At 54.4% G+C, this 19457-nt stretch carries 13 protein-coding genes; 8 read left to right on the top strand and 5 right to left on the bottom strand.

The annotated features are described in order from the left end of the window. Position 1 precedes the first annotated feature (1 nt). Together tamB and CBE72_RS12620 are read right to left on the bottom strand one after the other, a co-directional pair. Positions 2-3994, bottom strand: coding sequence for an autotransporter assembly complex protein TamB (gene tamB, locus CBE72_RS12625; RefSeq protein WP_100143860.1), 3993 nt, complete (start codon positions 3992-3994; stop codon positions 2-4). Next, entirely contained in the window at positions 3991-5790 is a 1800-nt protein-coding gene (locus CBE72_RS12620; RefSeq protein ID WP_229671755.1) for an autotransporter assembly complex protein TamA, read from the bottom strand. The genes tamB and CBE72_RS12620 overlap by 4 nt, the downstream gene beginning before the upstream one ends. Before the next feature lie 184 nt (positions 5791-5974). Between CBE72_RS12620 and CBE72_RS12615 the strand changes: the two genes are divergently transcribed. The 3 genes from CBE72_RS12615 (at position 5975) to hrpA (ending at position 11506) form a co-directional block, all read left to right on the top strand. Continuing rightward, entirely contained in the window at positions 5975-7009 is a 1035-nt protein-coding gene (locus CBE72_RS12615) for an isoaspartyl peptidase/L-asparaginase family protein (RefSeq protein WP_100143856.1), read from the top strand. Between the two features lie 95 nt (positions 7010-7104). Further along, positions 7105-7521, top strand: a complete 417-nt coding sequence (locus CBE72_RS12610) for a CBS domain-containing protein (RefSeq protein WP_100143924.1) — start codon at positions 7105-7107, stop codon at positions 7519-7521. 109 nt (positions 7522-7630) lie between these two features. Further along, a complete protein-coding gene (gene hrpA / locus CBE72_RS12605; protein ID WP_100143854.1) occupies positions 7631-11506 on the top strand; it encodes an ATP-dependent RNA helicase HrpA in 3876 nt (1291 codons plus the stop codon). Positions 11507-11744: 238 nt separating this feature from the next. Here hrpA and CBE72_RS12600 read toward each other — a convergent pair whose 3' ends face one another. Beyond that, positions 11745-13058: an ammonia-forming cytochrome c nitrite reductase subunit c552 gene (locus tag CBE72_RS12600; RefSeq protein ID WP_229671820.1), complete on the bottom strand. Its 1314-nt coding sequence runs from the start codon at positions 13056-13058 to the stop codon at positions 11745-11747. A 619-nt stretch (positions 13059-13677) separates the two neighbouring features. On the opposite strand from CBE72_RS12600, the gene CBE72_RS12595 reads away from it, so the two are divergent. The 5 genes from CBE72_RS12595 to CBE72_RS12575 are packed head-to-tail and all read left to right on the top strand — an operon-like array spanning position 13678 to position 17713. Then, positions 13678-13839 carry a nitrate reductase gene (locus tag CBE72_RS12595; RefSeq protein WP_025009643.1) on the top strand — a complete coding sequence of 54 codons (162 nt, stop codon included), beginning with the start codon at positions 13678-13680 and terminating at the stop codon, positions 13837-13839. A gap of 38 nt (positions 13840-13877) precedes the next feature. Then, entirely contained in the window at positions 13878-14135 is a 258-nt protein-coding gene (locus CBE72_RS12590; RefSeq protein ID WP_100143850.1) for a chaperone NapD, read from the top strand. Between the two features lie 2 nt (positions 14136-14137). Continuing rightward, the gene (napA, locus tag CBE72_RS12585; RefSeq protein WP_100143922.1) at positions 14138-16627 is read left to right on the top strand and encodes a nitrate reductase catalytic subunit NapA; all 2490 of its coding nucleotides are present in this window, start codon (positions 14138-14140) and stop codon (positions 16625-16627) included. A gap of 13 nt (positions 16628-16640) precedes the next feature. After that, positions 16641-17117, top strand: coding sequence for a nitrate reductase cytochrome c-type subunit (locus CBE72_RS12580; protein ID WP_025888064.1), 477 nt, complete (start codon positions 16641-16643; stop codon positions 17115-17117). A gap of 8 nt (positions 17118-17125) precedes the next feature. After that, entirely contained in the window at positions 17126-17713 is a 588-nt protein-coding gene (locus tag CBE72_RS12575) for a cytochrome c3 family protein (RefSeq protein WP_025009645.1), read from the top strand. 112 nt (positions 17714-17825) lie between these two features. On the opposite strand, the gene CBE72_RS12570 is transcribed toward CBE72_RS12575, so the two are convergent. Beyond that, a complete protein-coding gene (locus CBE72_RS12570) occupies positions 17826-18218 on the bottom strand; it encodes a VOC family protein (RefSeq protein ID WP_100143849.1) in 393 nt (130 codons plus the stop codon). 134 nt (positions 18219-18352) lie between these two features. Further along, positions 18353-19363, bottom strand: a complete 1011-nt coding sequence (locus CBE72_RS12565) for a D-alanine--D-alanine ligase (RefSeq protein ID WP_071476070.1) — start codon at positions 19361-19363, stop codon at positions 18353-18355. Positions 19364-19457 lie beyond the last annotated feature (94 nt).

Raw genomic sequence — 19457 nt, 5'->3', positions numbered from 1 at the left:
CTTAAAGATCAAAGCTGTAGTAGATATCCAGAGACTGGCCCAGAGTACCGGATACACTTTCTAGGTAGAGCTGCGACAACAGATAGTAGCGTACCGTCATTTCGTAACCCGGATTGAATACACCAACACCGTATTTGATCATCAGATCTTTGCCTATATAGCCGCTGATGGCGACTTTACCATCATCATTGGTATCCAACTGCACATTGGAGAAGCCAAACATCTCCACCAGGCCGGCCGCGGTGTCGCCCAAGGTGGAAATGGCGCCACCATCGACCTGGGAGCTCAACGACAATGCAGCCCCCATCATCAGTGAGTTGTTCTGTTCATTCCCCGAGCCAAAGCCTTTTCCCTGAACAATATAAGAAAGGATCTCGGCCTGCTCCTTGGCCGGATTGGAGAATAGGGTCACTATCGGCTTGTTGGGGTTGCCGGTGATCCGTACCCCGGCGGTAACATCCTCATCGCGGATCTCCCGGATGGCCTCGATATTGAGGTTGGGGATCTGCATAGGCCCAACGAACTGTACCTCGCCAGTAGCAATTTTCAGTGTCTGACCCATGAATTTATAACTGCCGTTAACCACCTTGATATCGCCAAAGAGTTGCGGCGGCTTTTGGGGGGATTGCTGCATCCGTAAAGTTCCCACCAACATCCCTTTGAGGCCCATGCCATCGATAGCCAGCTTATCACCGACATCTATGTTCAGATCGGCACTCAACGCCATAGGAGATGATTTGGCCTCCTGCTCAGAAATCGAGTCGCTGAACACCACATCGGATGATACGCTTACCCCGCCGGCAGGCAGTTGCACCACCTTGATATTGCCGGAAGGCACCTTGACCTCCCCCTTGATATCGAGCGCGTCCGGGCTGAAATGCAGTTGAATATCCGGGCTGACATTGACAATCGCCAGTGGCGGCTGAATGACGCCGAGCTCTTGGCCCTTTAGCTGGATATCGCCACTGAACTGTCCCTGTGGCCAGCGCAACTGACCGCTGAGATTGGCTTGGCCGCTACCCATCATCCACTGGCCCTGGAGCTCGGCCGTTTGGCCGACAAAAGCCATATCCAATGAGATTTGCTCTAGTTTAGTCGGGTTGGCTGTGCTAGCCAGAGCACCTTCGCGCAGACTGAGCTGGCCACTGAGTTCGGGGTTGTTGAGGCTGCCAGCCAACTTTAAGTTGGCCCCGAGTAAGCCCTCAATGGTTTCAAGCTGCGGCATAAACTGACCAAGCAGTTGTAGATTGATTTTTTCAATATTGACGTAGCCACTGAGGCTGCGATCCGGAGTGATATTGATATCCAGTTGGCTTTCCCAGCGGGCGAGGGCATCGGAATTGAACAGAATATGGCTTCTCAACGCATCATCGTCCAAGGTGGCCTTGAGTGTCAGCGCCTGATAGTCGACACTGGCGCTGGCTTGTTGTTTGCGTTTAAGGCTCACTTTCCCGGGAGCCAACTGGAAGTCGAGCTTGCCCTGTGGGCGCGTGCCGGGTTGCCAGGCGAGGGCGGCATCCATCGAGGCATCACCCTGCCAGCTGAGCTGCTCGGGTAACAGCTTGGCGAGCAGTTGCCCGGGTTGTCCCTGATAGTGCAACTTGGCTTCACCCTTGTCGGTGAGGCTGACATTATCGACAAGGCAGAGTCTGCTGAATGGGTGACTCAAACAAAAGGCGCTGAGTTCGCCCCGGTTTTGCTTGAGATCCCAGTCCAAAGACACGGTTTGTTCAAGTTGCCACTGCCCGAGAACGGATCCCAAGTTGAACTTGCTGAGCTCCAGTCGAGCCGTTTGTTTGGCGAGATCCAGTTTGCTGTAGACGGCGGTGTCCAGCTGCAGATCGCCTTGGGTTTCCAGCCCCAGTTTCTGTTGCTGTTCATTGCCTTTGGCCCTGAGAGTGATGCCATCGAGATGAATGCCTGCGCCGTCAAACTCACCCGTCTTTAGTGACAGGGCAAACTCATGCAGATCCAGCGGTGCATAGAGCGCCTTGAGTTGGCTGCCACTGAGTCTGAGATCGCCAAATCTGATGCTTTGGGTTTCCGCCTTAAGCTGTACTTGTGGGTGTTTGGCATCGCCCACCACCTGGATATCGGCTGTTAAAGCCCCGAAAGCCTCGGGATGCCAGAGATTGAAGTCGGGTACGTCCAGCGTGGCACTGAGATCCCATTGCTCTTTGGCGCTGCCTGACAGATCCAGGCGGGTATTGAGCGCCCGCAGCGATAATCCCTGGCTGCTGAGCTGCAGCGAATCATCTATCTCCAGATCGCCAGTCAGTTCAAAGGGCAGGCGGTCCAATAAGCCCTGAAGTCGGGTCTGTTTGAGACTCACTCGCCACTTGCTATCCTGCCAGTGACCACTGGTAGCCAGTTGTCCGCTGATATCGCTGGACGGGATCACCAGCGTATCTTCAGCCAGACTTATTTCAGATTTGTCCTCGTCAGTCTGGTTTTGTGCGCTTGCGGCCTCGTTGTTAGTTTTGTTTTGGACGACTTGGCTATTAGTGTCTTTTTCTTTGGCCGCTTCTTCGGTAGAAGGCAGGGTTATCGCGCCGCTATTGAAGTGAGAAAGCACAAGATTGGCATCCCAGGCGATGCCATCGGCATAATCCAACGCGCCTTTAAGCACGACTTTACCGGCGCTGCTGTCGCCGTTGAACTCTGCAACCTCGAGCCTTTGGCCTCGATGCGCCAGGTGGGTATTGAGGCTGAGCTCAGGGTAGAAAGGGGTACTTAATTGTGCCGCGAGGTTGGCCGTTTGCTGCTTGAGGTCGCCGCGGCTTTCCAGCTCTAGTCTGCTGACACTGTACTGGGCAAGATCAAAGGGCCAGTGCAGTTCCCCTTCTGAGATGTTCACTGAATAGGGCAGTTCCTGTTTGGTGAGGTTGACACTGGCATTGAGCGCCAGGCTCTGCTCACCACTGAGCTTAGCCTTGAGCGTTAAGTCGCTGAAATCTCCCTTGAGGGTGAGATCCAGCAGTTGCTGCTCGAGTCCCGGTAGTTCAGGTAAACGCTGTAACTCCAGTTGTACCGTCAGTGCCATGGGCCAATGCTTATCCAGAGTCAGTTCACCTTCCAGCGACAGACTGGCATCTGTGTGTTTGGCATAAAGCTCGTTGACTCGCAGCTCGGCGCCGAGATAATTGGCGCTGAGGCGCAGTTCCTCAAACCTGTCATCCCGGCCCAGAATCTGCAGGCGTGAGTCCTTTAGCTCGGCATGTTTTAAATAGATGGGGAAGGGCATCACAACCCTTGGCATCTGCGCCAGCGCCCATTCATCTGTCTCACTCTTTGGTGCCGCTTTTGGCTGCTTGGCCGTTGCGACCTGCTCGTCTTTATCTGCCACCTGCGTTTGGGCCGAATTTGACTCTGGGAGCAGCACGCTGAGCCCGCGACTTTCAAGCTGGATGACCTGCAACCCCGTTTCCTGCCAGTTGGCTGCGGTATTCAATGCCGCAGCATCAAAGTGCATCTCATCGACCCGCACTTGAATATCTGTGAGGTTTGCCTGCTTCAGGCTGATGCCAAAGGGCAGTATCAGCTCTCCCGTGCTTGATGCTTCTTCCTCTGCGGCCGGATCTGAGGCGAAGGCCTGGGTGTCTATGTCGACCCGAGTTGTTGTCAATTCCAGGGCGTCGACGCATAACTGCTTTTGCAAAAGGCAGGCAGGCTGCCAGGCAAGGGTCAAGGCATCCGCACCGACACTGATGCCGTCCATCTGCCAATGAACCTGTTTGAGTTGCAGCTCTCTGTTCAGGGTGCCGGAAACATATTCCAGCTCCAGATCCGGCACCAGAGCACTGGTGAGAAACACCGCCAAATGGCTGCCGGGTGCCGTGCCCAGCAAGAGTGCCAACAGCACCAGCAACCCGAGCGGAATATATAAGAGAGTGCGGGCAGACCACCTCAAGGACTTGAGCCACAGGGGGCGCGTTTTTTTCGCCACCTGCTTGCGGCTTGGATTGGATTCCTGCGGCATAGGGGGTTGGCTCATAATTCTGTCCCCATAGTCAGGTGAATACGCCAGGGTCTGTCTTCGGCATCGGATTCATGCAGGCCGAAGCCCACATCCAGTTTGATGGGGCCTATGGGAGATATCCAGTGAATACCACCGCCGACCGACACCACAGGCTCGAATTGATTGACATCGAAGGCATTACCGGCATCGACAAAGGTGGCCACACGCCAGCTTGGGGTCAGATAATATTGATACTCCAGGCTGCCGACTGCCAGATAGCGGCCACCGACCACTTCCCGAGACAGGCCGCCCTTGTCATTGGTGTAATCCAGGTGGGGGCCGAGTTCCTGATAGCTGTAACCGCGAATACTCTGATCGCCACCGGCAAAATAACGCAATGACGGAGGGATGATGGCAAGATCGCCTTCGGCCGCGAGGTTGACGCCGAGATCGAGCCGGGAGACAAATCTGTGCTTTTCAAAGAAAGTCTCAATCCATTTGAACTTGGCCTGCACTCGGGTCAGGCGAACATCTGAACCCAGCGAAGGATCGGCATATTCAAGGCTGTAAAGTTGCCGGAAACCCGACTTGGGATCCAGACTGTTATCGCCGCGGCTGGTCTTCGATAGCGTGGTACCAAGCAACAGGAATTGTGGGTCATAATCAATACCCGACTGGGTGTAGCTTTCCTGAATTGCCTCCAGCGAGTAGCTCAGCAGCCAGCCGTTATGCAGGCGTTTGCTGCGGCCCACCCCGAAAAGCTTCTTGTTTGATTCCAGTTGCCCCGTATTGCTAAAGTCCCTGTCTTCAGGGATATAGTCTTGAGTCACACCGTATTTGTCCCTCAGCAGGCCGACACGGATCTTGAGCTGATCATCCAAAGGATGCGTCAGGGGAATAGTATAGGTAGAGAGGAACTTGGGTCTGTCTCTCGACCATTCTATGCTGGTTTCCTGAGAGTGGCCGTAACTGTTGATCTGCGGAGTACGCCAAGTCACCCGGACTCTGGGATCCAGGCTGCTGTCTGTGCTGGAGCCGATATCGGCACCCAGACCCAGCTCTATAGAGTGATCCGGCCTTGGGCTTAGCTCGACCCGCACTGGGATGCTGTCTTCTGTCAACTTATCGATTTGGGGCAATACCTTGATATTGGCAAAATAGCCGGTATCCAGCAGTTCTTGATTGAGCCGCGTGAGCTTGCGGGTACTGTAGGGCGCGCCGGGTTTAAATGGCAGTAAGTCATCGAGCAATTGCGGCTGAAGGCTGTGGCCTTCGAAGCTTACTTCGCCAAATTGGTATCGCTTGCCCGAGTCAAAATACAGGTTGAACTGCGCCAGGTTGAGATCGCGATTAATGCGGATCTCCGATTTTTGATAATGGCTATCGAAATAACCCCGGGCCAGCGCCAGTGAAATCAGTTGCGACTTTATCTGTTCGTAATCGCCGTGGTTGAGGGGATCGCCGGGCTTGACCTTGACCTGGCTGAGCCAGCGATTGATCACAGGGTCATTGAGCACTTCGCCTTCCATGCGGATATCGACCCACTGCAGGCGGGTAACTTCTCCCGGAGTGATAGTGAGCTTGAGTTCCCACGGCCCTTGTTCGTTTTCCTTGAGCTCCTGTTCCAGCTTGCCATGGTAATAACCCATGGATTCCAGCGCGGCCTCAACACTGTCGCTGACATTAAATAGATAGGCACGACGCTGCACCTTGGAGTCAGGAAAGTTGCCCAAGTGTGCGCGGATATTTTTCTCAAGTTCACCCGAAACCCCTTCGATGCGGAGATTAAGCAGAGGATCATCGGCGGCAAAAACCTGAAGGCTTGTCAGCATGATCGTTGCAAAACTCAGGATATACGCGGGAAAGCGACTGTATTTGGTCAAGGAAACCGGAACTTTTTCTTGGCGTAACATTATTGCTATTGTCGCCTCTGATCTTGGCTCAGGCAAGTAACAGATTGCCATCCACGCATAAAATAGTTACAAAGACTGCAGTCGTTAATATGGAAGCAATACAATGAAAACAAAAATAAAAACTCTTGCCCTAAGCCTGGGACTCTTGTTACCCGGAGTGCTGCCGGCCTGGGCGGCCGAGGCGCCTTTTGCGATTGCCATTCACGGCGGCGCCGGTACTATTTCCAAGGCGGACTTGACTGAAGAGCAGCAAAAAGCCTACCGCGACAAGCTGACTGAAGCCGTCAATGCCGGTTATAAGGTGCTGGATAAGGGCGGCGCCAGTATGGAGGCGGTGCAGGCTGCCATCAGAGTGCTTGAAGACAGCCCTTTATTCAATGCCGGAGTCGGCGCCGTGTATACCTTTGATGGTGCTCATGAACTGGATGCCTCCATCATGGATGGCAAGAGTATGAATGCCGGTGCTGTGGCCGGGGTTAAACATATACGTCATCCAATCGATCTCGCCAGAGCCGTGATGGACAAATCAGAGCATGTGATGCTCTCGGGGGCGGGCGCCGAGGAGTTCGCTCTGACGTTGGGAATGGAGTTGGTGCCCGGCAATCGCTTTGACAGCGAAGCGCGCTATCAACAGCTTCTCGATGCCAAGGCCAAAATCAACGCCGCCGAAGCCAATAAAGACTTTCAGGCGCGCCTGAGTCCTCTGGATCTCGATTACAAGTTCGGTACCGTTGGCGCAGTGGCATTGGATAAGCAGGGCAACCTGGCAGCCGGGACTTCGACCGGCGGCATGACAGCCAAACGTTATGGCCGTATCGGTGATTCACCTGTGATAGGTGCCGGCACTTATGCCGAGAATGGGGTCTGCGCCGTTTCGGCGACCGGTCACGGTGAGTACTTTATCCGTTTCCATGTGGCCGGTGATATCTGTGCCAGGGCCAAGTATCAACAAAAGTCGATTCTGCAGGCCGCCGATGAAGTGATCAATCAGCGGCTGATCTCTGCCGGCGGCAGTGGCGGGGTGATAGCCATAGACCAAAGAGGCAATGTGGCAACGCCGTTCAATACCGAAGGCATGTACCGTGCCTGGCGCAAGAGCAATCAAGCGGCGGAAGTGATGATCTGGCGGGATAACTAAAATTTTGGATTGAGGCAATCGCTATTGGCTTGAACCCCAAGGGCAAAATATTGGCTACACTGAACAATGAAGCCGTTTTGAACTTGGGGAAAGCTATGGATTCGATAAAAATACGTGATCATATGGACCGTCAGCCAGTGCTGTTGAAGGCGGATATGTCGATAGCCACTGCGGTGGAAAAACTGCTTGAGGCCAATAAGGGTGGGGCGCCAGTGGTGGATGCAGCAGGAAGCCTGGTGGGTTTTTTGTCACAGCAAGACTGCATGGCCGCCATGCTCAAGAGCAGTTATCACTGCGATCTGACCGCCGTGGTGCGCGACTGCATGCGCGCCGATGTCCTCTGGGTCAGACCGGATGACAGCATGTTGCAGCTGGCCGAACAGATGCTGGGGCAGAAGCCGAAAATATACCCTGTGGTGGAAGATGGTAAGGTGGTGGGCACTATCAACCGTACCAATGTGCTCAAGGCCATGAATAGCTATATGCAGCAGTGTTATTTGACCCCGGCCTGACAACTGCGCTTGATTTGACTGAAATTTGGGCGTTATCAGTCAGTAAGCATACCCAAGACGGCGTATCCTTGTTAGGATCGCCGTTTTTGATCCCCAATGGACACAGGTTTTGAACGCTAAGCTGCACCCTCTCTCCCGCGAATATCTGGATCTCTGCTTTCAGGCAGATGCGGCGCGCATTCGCCGCAGCTTGTTCCGCTTGAAAAAAAGCCCCGACTCAGAAGATAAACAGCAAAAACTCGCCGAACTCAGTGAAGCCGCGGTGCAGGCTTATGAAAGGGCGCAGCAAAGGCTGGCAGACAGACCTGTCATCGAATATCCGGATGAGTTGCCGGTGTCACAAAAGCGCGATGAAATCGCCTCGGCCATCATCAATCATCAGGTGGTGATAGTGGCAGGTGAAACCGGCTCGGGCAAGACCACTCAGTTGCCCAAAATCTGTCTCGACTTGGGGCTTGGCAGCCGGGGTCTGATTGGCCACACTCAGCCCAGGCGCCTGGCGGCCCGCAGCGTGGCCAGCCGGGTTGCCGATGAACTCAAGACAGAGCTGGGTCAGGCGGTGGGTTTTAAGGTTCGTTTCGCCGATGCGGTTTCCCAGGACTCCTATATCAAGCTGATGACAGACGGTATCCTGTTGGCAGAACTGGCATCGGATAAATGGCTCAGTCAGTATGATTGCCTCATCATAGACGAGGCCCATGAGCGCAGTCTCAACATCGACTTTATTCTGGGTTATCTGAAGCAAATTTTGCAAAAGCGCTCGGATCTCAAGTTGATCATCACCTCGGCCACCATAGATGTGGAGCGCTTTTCCAAGCATTTTGACAATGCGCCCGTGGTGGAAGTGTCCGGCCGCACCTATCCGGTGGAAACCCGCTACCGCCCCCTGTTGCAGGATGACGACGCCGACTTGGATCTGATGGACGGCATCTTTGCCGCCGTCGATGAACTCTGTCGCGAAGGCCCGGGGGACATTCTGATTTTCATGAACGGTGAGCGCGAAATCCGCGATACCGCCGAGCAGCTGAAAAAACGCAACCTGCGCGATACCGAGATCTTGCCGCTTTATGCCCGTTTGTCATACGGCGAGCAGTCCAAGGTATTCAAGCCGCATCCAGGGCGGCGCATTGTATTGGCCACCAACGTGGCCGAAACCTCGCTGACAGTGCCAGGGATCCGCTATGTTATCGACCCTGGTACTGCCAGGATAAGTCGCTACAGCTATCGCACCAAGGTGCAGCGTTTGCCGATTGAGCCCATCTCTCAGGCCAGTGCCAATCAACGCCAGGGACGTTGCGGCCGGGTTGGACCGGGGATCTGTATTCGCCTCTATGACGAACAGGACTTTATCAATCGGCCGGAGTTTACCGATCCTGAAATTCTGCGCACCAACCTGGCATCCGTGATCCTGCAGATGCTGGCCATAGGCCTGGGTGACATTGAGGGCTTCCCCTTCATTCAGCCACCGGATCCGCGCCATATCCGCGACGGCTTCCTGCTGCTCGAAGAGTTGCAGGCGGTGAGCAAGCACAAAGGGGCGCTGAAACTGACCCCGCTCGGGCGCGATCTGGCGAAGATCCCTGTCGATCCCCGCTTGGCCCGCATGGTGCTTGAGGCCAATAAGCTTGGCTGTCTGCATGAGGTGATGGTGATTGTTGCCGGATTATCGATTCAGGATCCCCGCGAGCGGCCCCATGAGAAGAAACAGGCCGCCGATGAGGCCCATCGCCGTTTTGCCGATAAAGATTCCGACTTTGTCGCCTGGCTCAATCTGTGGCAGTACCTCAAAGAGCAACAGAAGAGCCTGTCATCCAGTCAGTTCCGCAAGCAGGTGAAGGCCGAGTATCTGGCCTATTTGCGTATTCGCGAATGGCAGGATCTCTATGCCCAGCTGCGTCAGAGTGTGCACGACCTCAAGTGGCGCCTCAACAGTCAGGCCGCCGACTATGAGCCGCTGCACCAGGCGCTGCTCTCGGGCTTGCTGAGCCATATCGGTTTCAAGGATAAAGACAACGAGTATCTGGGGGCCCGCAACCGGCGCTTCTTTGTGTTTCCCGGATCGCCACTGGCCAAGAAGGGCCCCAAGTGGATTATGGCGGCCGAGTTGACCGAAACATCACGCCTGTTCGCCCGTACCTGCGCCCGCATAGATCCTGTATGGCTCGAGTCTCTGGCGGCGCATCTGGTCAAGAAGCAGCACAACGAGCCCCATTTCGAAGCCAAACAGGGCAGTGTGATCGCCCTGGAAAATCAGGTGCTCTATGGCCTCACCATAGTCAACCGCCGCCGGGTACAGTTTGGCCCGCTGGAGCCGGTTAAGGCTCGGGAAATCTTTATTCGCTCGGCTCTGGCCGAGGGTGAGCTGCGCTGCAATGAAGCCTTCTTCAAGGCCAACCAGGCGCTGCTCGAAGAGGTGGAAGATCTCGAACATAAGTCGCGGCGGCGCGACATTCTGGTGGATACAGATGCCTTGTTCGCCTTCTACGATGAGCGCATTCCACAAGGGATATACAACCAGCCCAAATTCAACACCTGGTGGAAACAGGCCAGGAGAGAGACCCCTGAGCTGCTCAATTTCAGCCGCGAACTCTTGATGCAAAGGGATGACACCCATGTATCGGCATTGGACTTCCCCGACAGCTGGCAGCGGGGCAATCTCAGCCTTAAGCTGAGTTACCATTTTGAACCGACGGCCGAGGATGACGGCGTCTCTGTGCTTATTCCGGTGGCGCTGCTCAATCAGTTGGATGAAACCGATTTTGACTGGCAGGTGCCGGGGCTCAGGGAAGAGAAGTGTGTTGCCCTGATTAAGTCCTTGCCCAAACCACTGCGGCGCAATTTTGTGCCGGCGCCGGACTATGCCCGCGCCTGTGTGCAGGCGATGGAACCTTTTGCCCAGCCTTTGTTGCCCTCCCTGTGCAAACAGCTGCTGAGAATGAGTGGCACCCGTGTCAATCCGGAGGATTTCGATCTCAACGCCATTGCCGACCATCTGAAGATGAACTTCAAGGTGGAAGACGATAAGGGCAAACTCCTGGCTCAGAGCCGGGATCTCGACAGCCTCAAGGCATCATTGCAGGGACAGGTGAACCAAGCGATACGCAAGGTTGCCGACAAGGGCATAGAGCAAAACGCCCTGACCGAATGGAGCTTTGGCGACCTGCCGAAAGAATATCAAAGCCGCAAAGGCAGCTATGAGGTGAAGGCGTTCCCCGCCTTGGTGGATGCCGGCGATACGGTTTCTATCAAATTATTTGATGACGAACAGCAGGCGCTTTCCCACCACAGACAAGGGCTGAGAAAGCTGCTGCTTATCAATATTCCATCGCCGGTGAAACATCTGCAGCAAGCCTTGCCCAACAAGGCCAAACTGGCGATGTATTTCAATCCGTTCGGCCAGGTACAGATACTGATAGATGACATTATTGCCGCGGCAATTCAGCAGCTTTTGGATGAGCAGCAGTTGGATGTCCGCAGCGCCGATGATTTTGCCAAAGCCAAGGAGATTGTCAGGGCCGAGCTCAATGAAACCGCAGCGGCCATCGCCCTCAAGGTGGAGCAGATTTTGACCTTGCATCAGAATATCCGTAAGCGTCTCAAGGGCAAAATCAGCCTGGATATCGCTTTTGCCATGAGTGATATTCAAAGCCAATTGGATGCCCTGGTGTTCAAGGGATTTGTTGAAGCTTCCGGTTGGCGCCGCCTTGGCGATCTGATCCGCTATCTCAAGGCGATTGAGCTGCGCCTGGACAAGTTGCCGGTGGATCCCAACCGTGACCGTTTGCACCTGCACAGCATTCACAACGCCGAAAAAGAGTTCAAGGCCGCGCTTGCCAAGGTGCCACGCAGCCAGGCGGTACCGGAGGCGCTGGCCGAGGTGCGCTGGATGCTGGAAGAGTACAGGGTCAGCTGTTTTGCCCAGAGTCTGGGCACTGCTTATCCGATATCGGAAAAGCGCATCCTTAACCAGTTGCAGCAGTTTTAACTGGACAGCTGCAGCTGGCTCCTAAAGTGGACGCGATAAAAACCAGGCGGGCCCAGAGCACAGCAAGAACACATACAGTGCCTGCCGGTGCCCGCCTAGTACGCGGCCATTTTTCTCACGGTGGCTATTGTCGAACGCCGCTTATTCCCCAATCAAAATTGCATGTTTTTTCCCCAATCAAAATTGCATGTTTTGATTAAGGCTTGGCTCTTATTCCGGCTGTTGTTCACTTTGCCGCTCAATAGCCGAAGTTTGCAGCCTTGGACCAATGTTTTTTCACTTCGGTCTCGATAAAGGCTTGCTTCTCCTCGGTCAGTTTCTCCAGCTCCACGCCTATGGCTGCCTGCGCCTTGGCCTTGGTGCTGTAGTCCGGATAATCGACTCGGGTGACGCCAAGGTCGGCATTCAGCTTGCTCAATATTTCTCTGGCAGCGCGGATCTGCTCTAAGCCTTTGTCCAGCAGGGCTTCACCCTCTTTGGCGTTGTGAGCGTGAATACCGTGGGATGACATGGCAAAGTCCCAGCGCCACTGTGCATGGCGTATCCCCATGATGGCATACCCTATCTGTTGCCATTGGGCCCCTGCCTTCCAAGCGGCGCCGGCTTCATAGTGGGCCTTGATAAGTAATTCCTGTAACAGCTGCGCCTTGGTCTCCAGTAGCGCTTTATTGTCGGCAATCAGCTGGGTAATTTGCTGTTGGCTCTGGTGACAACTGCTGCAATTGGCCGCTTCAAAGTCCGGCAGATGGTTGGTTATCTTGTGGTTGGTGAAAGATTTGCCGTCGGCGCTGGTTTCCTGGGTCATATGACAGGTGACACAACTGATACCAGCCTCGGCGTGGACGCTGCGATTCCAGTGCTCAAACTCGGGATGGCGCGCCTTCACCAGCGGCGTTCTCGATACCGGGTGCACCCACTCGAAAAACTGCCGGGCATCATAATACTTTTCTATTTCATCGGCGCTGTTGCCGAAGATCCAGGGGATATTGACCTTGTCCTGACGCTCAGGCTGGAAGTAGTAAGTGACATGGCACTGGCCGCAAATCTGTGATTGCTGCATCGAATGATTTTGTTCACCAAAGGGTTTGTGCACTTTTGCCATCGCGTCCTGGGCATGAGGTCTTGGCAGTGCCAGTTCAGCTGAGCCCTGGGTATGGCAATCGGAGCAGTACACAGGGTTCTGGATTTCCGGACCCAGCTCGGCAAAGTTCTTGGCCGAGAAGCCTTCGACGCCCAGCTCTTTCATCAGCCTGGGTGCATCCGGTGTCTTGCAGGTCCAACAGCTGGCCGACAGTCCTCTTTCACCAGCCTTGGGGCTAACACCACTGCGTAGACTGTGGCTGACATCGGCGACGGCAAAGTGATGCCCTCTGGGGCTATGGTACTCCTTGGCATAAGCCGAGCCTGCCCAGAGGATGATGCTGGCGGGGTTTTTCTCAAGCATATCTTCCCGCTGCAGTTCTTCGGCGGTTTGCGCCCAGGTTTGATATTGCAAGCTTGATGTTTTGCCTGCTGCGACAACGGAAAATGACAGACTCAGACCTAGCACAATGGGTAGTGTAGTAGGGTGGGTAAAGGGGTTCACTAAAGGCTCTCCTAGATTGGGACGACGCACAAACAGGCGTTTGAAGTTTGGTCCCTGAAAACAAAAAGATATAACTAAAATGCATGATAATGCTAAGGAGCTCTGTTAGTCGTTGCAACCGCAAGATATTGTTTTTACTGAATTCTGTGACCTGAAACAGGATTCATTTTCTCCTTTTATACGCGTTTTATCGCTTTAAAGCCCGCCCAGCCTGGGCACTACTCCCTAAGAGATATTTTGCTTATTTCGTTGTTTTTTTGACCGTTCTTTATTGGCGAAATGGCCACTTCTTTGCTGTATTTCATAAAGATATGAATAGCCAAAAAGAGAAAATGTCTGAATTACAATCGGTTTTGGCGGTTGAGAAAGGTGATGCCTGTCGTTTATGGGCTCTTTTCATGATCCAGATCAACAGTATCAGGTGTTTACCAACTTGGGGGTATACAGTTTGTTAACACTTTGGCTTTATGATTGAAACTGAAAAATAAATCGCATTTAAAATGCAACTTTAATCCGCCGGGCTTGGCGGCCGTTGCCCAGGAACAGCACAGCAGCAAGCCATCTTCATAGCGCCTAGGGAGGAGCCATGAGCGAGACACCGAGTACTGATGAAAAACGTCTGGAGCTGAAGATATTTATCTTCCTGACGGTTTTTTTGGCGCCGCTGTTGTCGGTTTTACTGGTCAGCGGTCTGGGCTTTGCCATCTGGTTCAGCCAAATTTTAACCGGCCCACCGGGGGCCGGTTAACGCCAGCATAACGAGAGTCCTTAAAACAGGGGAACGAGATGAGTAGGGAATTGCATGTCAGCAGCCTGATCCTTCAGGTGATGCCACCCAAGATGGCCAGCGTTCGTCAGCAAATTCTGTCATTCGGCAATGCCGAGTTGTCGGTTAACGATGAAAGCAAGTTGGTTGTGGTGCTGGAAGGCCCGACCGAACAGGCGATCCTCGCCACCATGGACAGAATCAATGCCCTCAAGGGCGTGATCTCCACCGCTATGGTGTATCACCAGTGTGAACAGCTCGAAGAGGAAGAGCAATGAAAATGAACAGACGCGAATTCATGAAGGCCAATGCCGCCATGGCGGCAGCCGGGGTTGCCGGATTGGCTTTACCTGCCACAGCCAGCAACCTGATCACCAGTTCAGAACACACCCAACTTGATTGGAACAAGGCGCCGTGCCGCTTTTGCGGTACAGGCTGCTCTGTGATGGTGGCCACCCGCGAAGGCCGGGTTGTGGCGACCCATGGCGATGCCAACAGTGAGGTCAACCGCGGCCTCAACTGCATTAAAGGCTACTTCCTGTCGAAGATCATGTATGGCCATGACCGGCTGCAGACTCCCATGCTGCGGATGACAGACGGCAAATACGACAAGCACGGTGAATTTACCCCTATCAGTTGGGATCAGGCCTTTGACATCATGGCCGAGAAGTGGAAGCACACCATCAAGACCAAAGGGCCGACGGCGGTGGGCATGTTTGGTTCAGGTCAGTGGACGGTTTGGGAAGGTTATGCCGCTTCCAAGCTGATGAAGGCGGGTTTCGGCTCCAACAATATCGATCCCAACGCCCGTCATTGTATGGCTTCAGCCGTGGGCGGCTTTATGCGTACCTTTGGCATGGACGAGCCTATGGGTTGCTACAACGATATTGAAGCTGCCGATGCTTTTGTTCTTTGGGGCTCCAACATGGCCGAGATGCACCCAATCCTCTGGAGCCGGGTCACAGACAGACGCCTCAGCGCGCCCCATGTAAAAGTCTCTGTGATGTCTACCTTCGAGCACAGAAGCTTTGATTTGGCCGACTTGCCGATTGTCTTCACGCCGCAAACCGACCTGGCCATACTCAACTATGTCGCCAACTACATCATCAGCAATGACAAGGTTAATTGGGACTTCGTCAACAAGCATGTGAACTTCCGCAGAGGCACAACCGATATCGGCTATGGCCTGCGGCCCTCACATCCGTTGCAGCAAAAAGCCAAGAACGTGGCCACCGCCGGTGAATCCACCCCGATGGACTTTGAGCAGTTCAAGGCATTTGTCGCCGATTACAGCCTGGAGAAGGTCAGCAAGCTCTCGGGCGTACCCGAGCATAAACTGCTGGAGTTGGCGAAACTCTACGCCGATCCCGAGGTGAAGGTGACCTCCTTCTGGACCATGGGCTTTAACCAGCATACCCGCGGGGTTTGGTGTAACAACCTTATTTACAATATCCATTTGCTGACCGGCAAAATAGCCACCCCGGGCAACAGTCCGTTTTCACTCACAGGTCAACCTTCAGCCTGCGGTACTGCGCGGGAAGTGGGCACCTTCTCCCATCGCTTGCCGGCGGATCTGGTGGTGAACAATCCAGAGCACCGCAAGATTGCCGAGACCATCTGGAAAATCCCTTCCGGGATCATTCCGCCCAAGCCCGGCTACCACGCGGTAGAGCAAAACCGGCGCCTGAAAGATGGCGATCTCAACTGCTACTGGGTGCAGGTAAACAACAATATGCAGGCCGGCCCCAATATCAACGAAGAGGGCTTGCCCGGATACCGTAACCCGGAAAACTTTATTGTGGTGTCCGATGCTTACCCAACGGTTACCACCCAGGCCGCGGATCTCATTCTTCCCACCGCCATGTGGGTGGAGAAAGAGGGCGCTTATGGTAACGCCGAGCGCCGCACCCAGTTCTGGCACCAGTTGGTGACAGCGCCCGGACAGTCGCGCTCGGATCTCTGGCAGTTGCTGGAGTTCTCCAAGCGCTTTACCACAGACGAAGTCTGGTCCGAGGCTGTATTGGCGGCCAATCCCGAATACAAGGGCAAGACCTTGTATGAAGTGCTGTATCAGAACGGCAATGTTGACAAGTTCCCTCTCAGTGAAAGCGATAACAAGTATCTGAACGACGAAGCCAAGCACTTTGGTTTCTATGTGCAAAAAGGGCTTTTTGAAGAATACGCCACCTTTGGCCGTGGTCACGGTCATGACTTGGCTCCCTTTGAAATGTACCACCAGGCTCATGGTTTGCGCTGGCCTGTGGTTGACGGCAAAGAAACCCTCTGGCGCTACCGCGAGGGCTCGGATCCTTACGTTAAACCCGGCAAAGGCTTTGAGTTTTACGGCAAAAAAGACGGCAAGGCGGTTATCTTCGCGCTGCCATACGAGCCGGCGGCAGAATCCCCGGATGCCGAATATGATCTTTGGCTCTCCACCGGGCGGGTGCTGGAGCATTGGCACTCAGGCTCCATGACCCAGAGGGTACCCGAGCTCTATCGCGCCTTCCCGGATGCCGTGTGCTTTATGCACCCGGATGATGCCAAGAAACGCGGCCTGCGCCGAGGTGATGAGGTCAAGGTGGTGTCCCGCCGCGGCGAGATACTGACCCGGGTGGAAACCCGCGGCCGCAACAAGCCGCCGGTGGGTTTGGTGTTTGTCCCCTGGTTCGACGCCAGTCAGTTGATCAACAAGGTGACTCTGGATGCCACGGATCCGCTGTCCAAGCAGACCGATTTCAAGAAGTGTGCCGTGAAAGTGATGAAGGCCTGAGGAGGATAAGAAGATGAAATCGAATCATACCCTGTTGGCCTTTGCTGCACTGATGACCGCGCTGTCTGTCAATGCTGCCGGCATTCCCGAAGATAAGGTGGCGACCTTGCGCCAGGCGCCGCTCAATAGCCAACCGACGCCACCTGTGATGCAGAAGGTGAGAAATACGGATATCAAACAGACCCGTAACTACCCGATGCAGCCGCCGGTCATACCGCACAAGATAGACGGCTACCAGCTGGATCTTAAGGTCAACAAGTGCATGTCCTGTCATGCCCGCAGTCGCACCGGCGAATCGCAGGCGCCTATGGTGAGCGTGACTCACTATATGGACAGAGACAACAACTTCCTGGCCGAGCTGTCACCCAGACGTTATTTCTGTACCCAGTGCCATGTGCCGCAACTGGACGCCAGATTGATGGTGGAGAATGACTTTGTCGATATGGATCACTTGCTCAAGTCCGGGGCTGAGAACCCATCCAGCCATTAGGAGTCGCTATGTTTGAGAAACTGAAACAGATATGGCGGGTGCTGAACCGGCCCAGTGTTCACTTCAGTCTGGGTTTTCTGACCCTGGGTGGCTTTGTCGCCGGGATCATCTTCTGGGGTGGTTTCAACACTGCCCTGGAAGCCACCAACCAGGAGGCTTTTTGTATCGGTTGCCACGAGATGGAAAACAACGTCTATCAGGAGCTGAAGACCACCATACATTTCACGAACCGCAGCGGGGTGCGGGCGACCTGTCCGGACTGTCACGTTCCCCATAATTGGACCGACAAGATAGCCCGTAAGATGCAGGCTTCCAAGGAGGTGTGGGGCAAGGTGTTCGGCACCATCAATACCCGGGAGAAGTTCGAGTCCAAGCGGCGTGAACTGGCCGAGCATGAGTGGGCCAGACTCAAGGCCAACGACTCGCTGGAGTGTCGAAACTGCCATAACTTCCAGTATATGGACTTCACCCGTCAGTCACAGCGGGCGGCCAATATGCACTCCACCTCGCTGGCAAGCGGTGAGAAGACCTGTATCGACTGCCACAAGGGGATAGCCCACCACCTGCCGGATATGCAGGGAGTGGAAGGCTTCTAAGCCCAAAGCTTTGGGCATAGCCTGTTGCTTCATGAAAAAAGCGCGCCGAACTTTCCCGGCGCGCTTTTTTATCTGTTAAATCACCAGTAAAAATCCACGATTAAGCAACGCCTTATTGGCAGTTTTCCTGTTGCCGACTCAGGAGTTTAAGCTCCACTTGATTGCCGTCGGGATCGTAAATATAGATAGAGCGGCTGTATCCCCGGGCGCCATATTTTTCCGAAAAGCCTTCATGGTGCACGCCGTGTTGCTCCAGGTGTTGCAGTACTGAGGCTTCATCCTTGGCGGCAATATTAAGGCAGAAGTGCGCCATATTGAGGCCTAAAGGTTGATCGCTTCTTGGCACCAGATCGATAAGGGCGTTGCCGAATCTCAGTTGCAGCAGGCTAGGGGAGTCGAGCCGCCGCTCGAAACGAGCCCCCAGTACTTGGGTATAGAATGCTTCGCTGGTTTCCAGACTGCTGCAGATCAACACCAGATGATCTATATCTATCGCACTGAACATAAGCTCTCCTGCATGCCTTCACACCTATTTTCAGCTTAGCAGGATAAAGAACACCCGCGCGAGTGGCGGGTGTGGTTTTGCTTCAGTCCGGTTGGAGCTTCGGTCCGGTTGGTGCTTGGCTCAGGACGGGTGCTTTACTTGAGCGGAACGCTCAGCTGGCGTCTTATGTTACTCACCAGCCACTCGCTGACATCATGGCCATTGTTGCTGAGCATCTTGGGGAACATGGAGATGGGTGTCATGCCCGGGAAGGTATTGATCTCATTGAGCAGTATCTCGCCTTCATCGGTAAGGAAGAAGTCGATACGCGACAGGTGGGACAGCTTCATGCCCTTAAAGGCGCGAATGGCATAATCGCGTATGGTATCGATTTGCGCTTGGCTCAATTCGGCCTCGACCTTGGTCACCGCCTTGCTCTTGGCATCATACTTCTCATCGAAGCTGTAGAAGGTGTTGTTGGCACAGATGATTTCACCCGGCACTGTGGCAATCACTTCACCCTGGTATTCATATACGGCCACTTCCAGCTCCCTGGCTTTGATGGTCTTTTCCACCACCACGTAGGGGGAGTAACTGAAGGCCTGCTCCAACACCGAAGGGATATCATCGCCGTTGTCCACCCGGTAACAGCCGACGGATGACCCCTGGGATGCCGCCTTGATAAACAGTGAGCCCCATTCATTCAAGGCCTCACGGCAGCGGCTGTTGGCCGCTTCACCGGCTTCACTGAGAAATAGATAAGGGGTATTGGGGATCCCGAGCGCACTGAACCACATCTTGGCCGTGACCTTGTTGAAGCAGTTGCTGCTGGGTTCAGAGCCGCAGCCGAAATAGGGCAGGTTGATCAGATTGAAATAGGACTGAATATCGCCGGTCTCGCCCGGATAGCCGTGAATACAGGGGATCACATAGTCCACCGGCCAGCTGGGCTCGGCCTCATCGAAGCGCACTTCACGGCGATTGGTCAGCTCGCAAACCTGGCCCTGCTTGGTGTGGTAGTGGCCGGCGGCGTCCAGCTCCAACCTGAGCACTTCCATGTCGGGAATATTTGCCAGGCAGCTTTCGATATAGTCAGCCGACATCAAAGAGATACTGTGCTCGGCGGCCCCGCCGCCACAGAGTAACAAGATATGGGTTTTGCTCATGAATTCTCCTGACTGAGCGGCCTGATAAATAACCTTGGCCGATATTATGCCTGCTTAGACAGGCCTTGAGTATAACGGCAGCTGACGCAGGCTC

It is taken from the genome of Shewanella carassii (assembly GCF_002777975.1).
Lineage (GTDB): Bacteria > Pseudomonadota > Gammaproteobacteria > Enterobacterales > Shewanellaceae > Shewanella > Shewanella carassii.
Note: the sequence above shows the minus strand (reverse complement) of the source record. Positions and strands in the feature narration are given on the sequence as shown.